Origin of the sequence: Thalassolituus sp. UBA2009, assembly GCF_002335285.1 — a bacterium.
GTDB classification, from domain to species: domain Bacteria; phylum Pseudomonadota; class Gammaproteobacteria; order Pseudomonadales; family Oceanobacteraceae; genus Venatoribacter; species Venatoribacter alkanivorans.
Genome location: NZ_DDCJ01000104.1, coordinates 19,410 through 26,092, shown reverse-complemented (window position 1 = coordinate 26,092; position 6,683 = coordinate 19,410). Strand labels below are relative to the sequence as shown.

Annotated in this window: 4 protein-coding genes; 1 reads left to right on the top strand and 3 read right to left on the bottom strand. The window is 50.2% G+C overall.

All coding sequences use genetic code 11. From position 1 onward, the window contains the following. Both B3P58_RS13525 and B3P58_RS13520 read right to left on the bottom strand, forming a co-directional pair. A partial coding sequence (locus B3P58_RS13525) for a PHB depolymerase family esterase (RefSeq protein WP_286718209.1) occupies window positions 1-1,153 on the bottom strand: 1,153 nt, incomplete at its 3' end. 252 nt (window positions 1,154-1,405) lie between these two features. Continuing rightward, window positions 1,406-2,500 carry a DcaP family trimeric outer membrane transporter gene (locus tag B3P58_RS13520; protein ID WP_286718206.1) on the bottom strand — a complete coding sequence of 365 codons (1,095 nt, stop codon included), beginning with the start codon at window positions 2,498-2,500 and terminating at the stop codon, window positions 1,406-1,408. Window positions 2,501-2,810: 310 nt separating this feature from the next. On the opposite strand from B3P58_RS13520, the gene B3P58_RS13515 reads away from it, so the two are divergent. Further along, window positions 2,811-3,422 (top strand): response regulator transcription factor, encoded by a 612-nt coding sequence (locus B3P58_RS13515; RefSeq protein ID WP_145467926.1) that lies wholly within the window; start codon window positions 2,811-2,813, stop codon window positions 3,420-3,422. 60 nt (window positions 3,423-3,482) lie between these two features. Here the strand turns inward: B3P58_RS13515 and B3P58_RS13510 are convergent. Next, the coding region (locus B3P58_RS13510) for a hybrid sensor histidine kinase/response regulator (RefSeq protein WP_286718203.1) at window positions 3,483-6,683 on the bottom strand (3,201 nt) is incomplete at its 5' end.

Below are 6,683 nucleotides of genomic sequence, written 5' to 3'. Positions count from 1 at the left end.
ATGTACCACTGGCATCACTGCAGCTGGCACCGGCATCACTGAATACGGCTCCCAGATTCAGCTGTTGTGGATTATCGCCATAAATAACACATACCGGCTTACCTGTAGTGCCACCGCCATTACCTGTCTGGCGGTTAAAGAAATCCCAGATAATATCCGGGTAGCTGGGGCCGACCCGTACCGACCACTTACCGTTATTGCCGTCTTCACCACCAACCCAGTAATGACCATGATCGGTATCCTGAGTGTTGGGCGTAGCCGCCGGGCCATTCAGAAAAACCGTCTCAACTACCGATGCGCTGCCGCTGCTGCCATCCAGTGTGTAGGTATTGTGTACACAGCCATAATTATTCTGGTAGTACGGCGAACAGTCCTGGCTATCAGCCAAGGCTGCCGTCGGATTAGTAAAACCGCTGGCACCAAATACCTGCAGGTGGGCATCGCGGATATTACGTCCGGCCTGTGCCAGTACGGTGCAGTCATTTTCATTTTGCAGCACCATCAGAGGAATAACCCGGTTACTGTCTATTTCGTTGCGCATATCCTCAGCAACCCGTGCAACCGAGTGAAAAGTGGCATAACCCGGACACTGGCCGCTGAGCGATACCGAAGCAGAATCTTCACCATAAGGCAGACCGGCAACCGTTGCGGCGGCAGTCCAGTATTCGTTATGTGCCGTTGCTGCAACAACGGTCATGGCACCACCGGAAGAAAGACCGGTAATAAAACGGCGCTGCGGATCAATGCTGTAATCCGCTTCAACACTTTCTGCAATACGTTTTAAATCTTCTACTTCACCACCACCCTGATGGCGTTCGTTATCGAACCAGAAACCCCAGCAGTTTTCATTACGCAGGCCGTCGTAACGGGTAATAAAAGGAGTAACCAGAATAAAACCATAACGGTCGGCAGCTGCCGTCAGCCCCCAGTCGTTCAGTACATCATTCTGATTCTGTTTGCAGCCATGCAATGCCATTACCATCGGCGCAGCACTGCTCAGGCCATCCGGCTGATACACACTGTACTGACGATTTTTGGAACCACTGTAGCTTTCAGCGGAAAAGGTATAATCGGTTCTGGTTCCGGCTTCAGCCAGCATACTGCCTCCCAGTAACAGGGCGGCGGTATAAAACCAGGTTATTTTTTTAATCATGATTCTGCTCCATCGTTATATTTATTGGTGCGCACACAAAGAAAGCTTTGGTGTAACTTCATACTAGGAAGCGATGACAGCAGGCACATCTTACTTTGGTAGGTTCTCCTCCGGTCATATCCGGCGAACAACACAGTAAAAAAAAGCCCCTGGCGAATAAGGAAGGAGAGCTGACACAAACAATGCCAGGGGATGCGACGGGCGCGAAAGATCTGAGCCGGGGGAGACAAATCCCCGGCTCAGTAAAGAACATCAGAATGCCAGTTTGGCGAACAGATGCAGACGACTGAGTTTGCGGTCTTCAGTCTGGGCATTACCTTCAGCCTTGGCCTTGGTCGCAGAAATAATTTCGGCACCATAGCTTAATGGCTTGTATGGGTTGTAAATCAGGTTGGCATGTACCGAGCTGAAATCCCCCATGTCTTTACCGTCAATTTCGCTGCTGGTCTGGGCATAGCGCAGGGTAGAACGCAGGGTATCGGTAAATACATGCTGGTAGGCGACTTTAAAGCCGGTCTGTTCCGACAGTTCAATGCTGTCGCCAGAGAAATCATAGGCTGCTACATCACCAAAGTTCATATAGCCACCAAGCCCCTGACCGGAGATGACTGCAAATTTAACGTTATCTCCTCCCAGATTAACCCGTCCGGAAAAACGCGCCGCAAGGGCCATTGCAGAATCGTCTTTAACGCCGGTATCGTCATTCAGTTGCTGCGCTAATACACCGGCAGACAGATGTCCAAAAGAAGTTTTCATGGTGTATTTAGCCACCAGATCCGGCATTACCGGGTCTGCGGAGTTTTTCGGTTTTTCTGCTGCCAGGTCCAGAGTCGCATCACCCATCTGGATGCTGTAACGGATCAGGGGCTGACGGGTAAAAATACGTGCTGCCGGGCCACCAAAATCAGCTGTTTCGGCCAGCGCGCCCAGATCCATAAAGGTGGACCAGGTCTGACCGATGGTCAGGTTATTATGCTGCATATAGGCATGACGCAGGTTAAACACATTCTGGCTCGGGCCCGAATACATATCGCCTTCAATCACTGCTTTCAGATCACCCACCGGAGTACCGGTGCTTTTTGAGGTGAAATTCAGGCGTGATTCCCAGGCTGACATATACAGATCGCCTTCTTCATCATCGGCTTCATCGGCATTCAGTGTCAGCAGTGCCTGCTCCCGCAGGCCACCCGTGGCGTCATTTTCAGAATTAAACAGCATGTCTGCTTTTACATAGCCGCTGAAGGTATTTTCAGTTTTAACTTCCGCCTGTGCGGCAACCGCACCAAACAGAGCTGCAGTACATACCGCCAGCGCCAGACGGTTGGCCTTATTGTTATTTTGCATCATGTCTTCCTACCCTTTAGATGATGTGAAATTACGGATCACAAACAACCAGTCTGTATCCGCACAGTGCAGGTAATTCCTGCGGAGCACGATTAATATAGGGCGGGGAAAGTAACGGGTATCCCGTAAAATAGTAGGGACTGTTGTGGTTTATGAGCAGAAAATGCCAATCTGCGCCAGACCGTACTTATCATTGAAAATTCGTTACCAAAACAACCTACTTTAGTAGGTAGAGGGGGTGTTAGTGTATTGCCTGCAGGTCAGGACGACGGTTAGAGTCATAGCCGGATAACGATAAAAACAAGGCGGGCCCATGTATCAGATACTTATTGCGGACGATCATCCGCTGTTCCGTACAGCGTTGCGTGGTGCGCTTGCCGAGCTGAAAGAACCCTGCAACATCAGCGAATGTGAGACTTTCGATCAGGTTCAGGAAAACCTGCGCTCAGGCGATACCGATCTGTTGCTACTCGATTTAAAAATGCCCGGCAACAATGGCCTTATGGGGTTAATGCGTATACGCAGTGAGCACCCGCAACTGGCGGTTGCTGTTGTCAGCGCCAGCGAAGACCAGTCTGTTATCGGCAGTATCCGCAGCATGGGGGCGCTGGGCTTTATTCCCAAAGCATCATCACCAGTGGAGATCCGCGCTGCCGTTGAGCATATTTTTTCAGGTGGTATCAGCTTTCCCGAATTCAGCCACACGAAATCTGATCTGGCCGAAAAACTGCGCCAGCTCACACCGCAGCAATTACGCGTATTACAGTTTATTGCCGAGGGTGCACTGAACAAACAGATTGCCTACGCCCTGAATATCAAAGAAACCACGGTTAAATCCCATATCAGCGATATTTTCCGCAAACTGAATATTAATAACCGCACTCAGGCCGCGCTGATTGTGCAGGAGCTGGCGATTCCGGATTAATAATCCATCAAGCCATTCTGCCAGAGGGTCAGGGAAAGACCCGGATTTTTCTTCTGGTATTTATTCCCTATACCCCATTATCTGATTTAACACCGCACGCAACGCCATCGCCTTAACCGGTTTTTTCAGCAGCTGATAATCCAGCGCCTGAATGCGTTCTTTTACTTCGTCGGTATAGTCGGCGGTAATGACCAGACAAGGTACCGGCTGCTGCCAGTGTGGTTGCAGTCCGGCCATAGCGTCCAGTCCGGTTTTACCAAAGTCCAGATGATAATCAACAATCGCCAATGCCGGAGTACGCCCCTGAAGCTTCTGTAACGCTTCTTCGTCGTTAATTGCAGCCACAACCTGATAACCCCAGTCAGAGAGCAGCTCGCTCATACCTTCGGTAATCTGCCGCTCGTTATCAATACACAGAATCAGCTGATCCGTCGATAAACTGACCTGTGCTGCGGCAGGAGTTTCCGGCTCAGGCAGCTGCTCAGTAATAGGAATAGCCATTGTGAAGACACTGCCACGGCCAAGTTCAGACTGCGCCTGAATCGGGTGCTGTAACAGTTTGCACATACGCTGCACAATCGACAGCCCCAGGCCCAGCCCCTTACTGCCATTATCTCCCTGACTTTCGACCCGGTGAAATTCTTCAAAAATCATATGCAGGTCATCCGGCGGAATACCACGACCACTGTCCAGTACCTGCAGGCGCACATGATCACGACTGCGGCGAACGCCGATCAGTACACGGCCACGGTCGGTATAGCGTAATGCGTTGGCCAGCAGGTTCTGCAGAATACGGCGTAACAGAACAGGATCTGACTCGACCATCAGCTGGCAATCAATAAAACGTAACTCAATACCTTTGCGCTGAAATAACGGCCGGAATTCTTCAACCAACGAGCGTAATACGGAAGACAGGCGGAATATCTGCACATTGGCACGCACAATATCAGCATCCAGTTTGGATATTTCCAGCAGCTCATTCAGCAGCGATTCCGCAGAACTGAGTGAGTGTTCCATATTCTGTGCTACCGGCAGAATATCGGTGCTGAGTTCCGGACAGCGGCTTGCGGCTTTCTGTAATTTATTGATGATAGATGCAGAAAATAACGACGCCGAATTCAGCGGCTGTACCAGATCGTGACCGGCTGCTGCCAGAAAGCGGGTTTTATTACGGTTGGCACGCTGCAGGTCAGCATTAAGAGCCGTCAGTTCCTGCGTCCGTTCCTCAACCCGGTCTTCCAGAATTTCGTTGGCCTTACGCAACTCATCTTCAATATTGCGGTATTCGGTAATATCACTGTATACCGTGATATACAGGTTGGTTGAGATCGGATTGCCGATTAATTCAATATAACGGCGATCGGCGGCGCGGCGTACATAATGCAGCGACATTCGGTTTTCAATCTCGCTCATGCGCATCTGCACCTGAGCTTCCACATCACCTTCACCATAACCACCGGAGCGGGCAATAAAGCGCACCACCATTTCTGCAGAAAGCCCTACGTATAAATAACCCGGGGGAAAATCATAAAGATTGGCAAAGCGCTGATTCCAGGCCACCAGGTTATGATTTTCATCGACGACGGTAATACCCTGTACCAGACTGTGCAGTACGGAGTTAAGCAGGTCGCGGTTAAACAGTACAACTTCGCTCACCTCTTCCATCAGGCTGTTAAGGTGGGCGAATTGCGGCGATTTATCATCCACCAGATTGTGCAACAGCAAATCGGAACCACGCCGACCAAGCACAGAACTGAGTAAGCGGTCGGCCGCTTTCAGCATCGATTCGCTGACCACGCCACGGGTAATCAGCCGCCCGGTTACCGGATTGGAAAAGTCTTTAAACAGGGCATCGATTTTTGCCGGATTAATAAAGCGCTGTAGCAGTGCTTTAAGATCATCGGTACGGATTGCATAACGCCGTGGAGCAGCACTGCGCTGGCCCGGCGATGGTTCTACAAAACGCTGTGCCTGTTCAATGTCGGAAAAACCCGGTTTGTAATACAGCGAGAATATTACCAGAGCCAGGGTATTGGCCATCAGACTCCAGAATGTGCCATGCACCACCGGGTTCATATTATCAAAGCCAAGCAATGCCTGGGGACGTAAAAACTCAAGCCCGAAAGGGCCATCCATAAAACCGCTGTGAACCCAGCCTGCATTAGCTAATACAGGTAAGAACAAACAGTAGAACCACAACAGAAATCCACTCAGCAAACCGGCATAAGCGCCCATGCGGTTCGCTCCCTGCCATATCAGACCAATCAGAATCGGAGGGGCAAACTGAGCAATAGCGGTAAACGACAGAAGACCGATTTCCGACAGGCTATGGAACTGCGACAGCATACGGTAATAAACAAAAGCAAAAGCCATAACAATAACAATGGCAATGCGGCGGATATTCAGTACACGTTCTTTAATATCCCGCGAGTCGCCCTGCAGACGCAGCTTGATCAGCAATGGAATAATGATTTCGTTACAGATCATGGTGGCCAGGGTGATAGAGGCAATAATCACCATCGAGGTTCCGGCCGACAAGCCACCAACGTAGGCAAAGGTGGCCAGCTCAGTCTGACCAAATGCCAGTGGCAGCTGTAAAGTAATAAAGTTAAAGGATTCCAGCACATCGCCGTGCATAAATGCAGCCAGTGCCAGCGGCAGCAGAAACAGGTTAATCAGCAACAAATACAGCGGAAACATCCAGCGTGCTGTTTTTAAATCCTGCTCACTGCGGTACTCCACCACAGCGACGTGAAACTGGCGCGGCAAAGCAATAATCGCAATACCACCGATAAGGGCATGGGTAAGATAAACGCTTGGGTTCTCGTAGGTAGTCAGTACTTTGTGCAGGTGTTCATTGGCTAATGCTTTGCTGAACAGATCGCCGAAGCCATCATACAAACCATAAACGGCAAAAATACCCACGGCACTCAGGGCAAATAATTTCACCAGCGATTCAAAGGCAATAGCCAGCATCATGCCCTGATGGCTTTCACTCGAGTCCACTGTGCGGGTACCAAACAGAATACTGAAAATGGCCATAACGGCGGCAATAAACAGTGTCGGATCGCTGTACCAGCTGAGCTGAACAGAGGTGGTGTCAGTAATAATCTGAAAGCTTCCCGATACCGCCTTAAGCTGCAGGGCAATATAAGGCACTATACCAAGAATACTGAGTACCGAAATCAGTACAGCCAGTCCACGGCTATGACCAAAGCGTGCTGAAATAAAATCCGATATGGTGGTGCTGTTTTCCTGCCG